Source organism: Blautia sp. AF14-40 (genome assembly GCF_003479665.1).
Taxonomy (GTDB): Bacteria; Bacillota; Clostridia; order Lachnospirales; family Lachnospiraceae; genus Fusicatenibacter; species Fusicatenibacter saccharivorans.
This window is the reverse complement of record NZ_QUHK01000108.1, coordinates 1-1,023: the sequence shown is the minus strand read 5'-3', so window position 1 is coordinate 1,023 and position 1,023 is coordinate 1. Positions and strand designations below refer to the sequence as shown.

At 46.7% G+C, this 1,023-nt stretch carries 2 protein-coding genes; both read left to right on the top strand.

Features of this window, described 5'->3' with window-relative positions; all coding sequences use genetic code 11:
- Nucleotides 1–594, top strand: a 594-nt coding sequence (locus DWW13_RS18545; protein ID WP_118720838.1) for a VirB6/TrbL-like conjugal transfer protein, CD1112 family, incomplete at its 5' end; no start/stop codon positions are given.
- 21 nt (nt 595–615) lie between these two features.
- Nucleotides 616–1,020: a PrgI family protein gene (locus DWW13_RS18540; RefSeq protein ID WP_077726641.1), complete on the top strand. Its 405-nt coding sequence runs from the start codon at nt 616–618 to the stop codon at nt 1,018–1,020.
- Nucleotides 1,021–1,023: the final 3 nt, after the last annotated feature.

The window sequence follows — 1,023 nt, the reverse complement described above, 5'->3', positions numbered from 1 at the left end:
GACATAGAAACATTCATGTTCTTTAAGTGGATATTCAAAGCCTTTGTCGCGGTGTTTATCGTAACCAACACGTTCAACATCACAATGGCGGTTTTTGATATGGCGCAGCATATCGTTTCCGGCGCAGCGGGGGTTATCGGCGGCGATACGAATATCGACGTTGCCGAAGCCCTTGCCGCCATGCAGGAAGGGCTTGAAGATATGGAAATCCCCGAACTGCTCTTACTTGTGCTTGAAACAAGCCTTGTGAGCCTTTGCATGAAAATCATGTCCGTACTGATAACCGTTATCCTCTACGGCAGAATGATAGAGATTTACCTTTACTGTTCGGTATCGCCTATTCCATTTGCGACCATGACCAACAGAGAATGGGGACAGATTGGAAACAACTACCTAAAAGGGCTGTTCGCTCTTGGTTTTCAAGGCTTCCTCATTATGATATGTGTCGGTATTTACGCCGTACTGGTAAACGATATGATAATCGCAGACAATCTGCACAGCGCGGTATTTTCCCTTGCCGCCTATACGGTTATCCTCTGTTTTTCCCTGTTCAAATCCGGCACACTGGCAAAATCCATATTCAACGCCCACTAAGGGCAGAAAGGAGGTTTTTTCTTGGCGTATGTACCTGTACCCAAAGACCTATCCAAAGTCAAAACAAAAGTCGCTTTCAATCTGACAAAGCGGCAAATCGTTTGTTTTGCGGCGGCTCTCTTAATCGGACTGCCGCTGTTTTTTTTGCTCAAAGGCAGCGCAGGGACAAATCTTGCGGCTATGGCGATGATTGTCGTCATGCTCCCCTGCTTCCTGCTTGCCATGTATGAAAAGCATGGACAGCCCCTTGAAGTGGTGGTTAAGAACATCATTCAGACAAAGTTTACCCGCCCAAAGGAGCGACCTTACAGAACCGAAAACCTATACGCTGTCTTGGAAAAGCAGCGAAACTTAGAAAAGGAGGTATCAGCGATTGTCAAAAGGACAAACAAAAAAGACGCGGGAAGCCGCAGGAAACAGGCGTAAGCT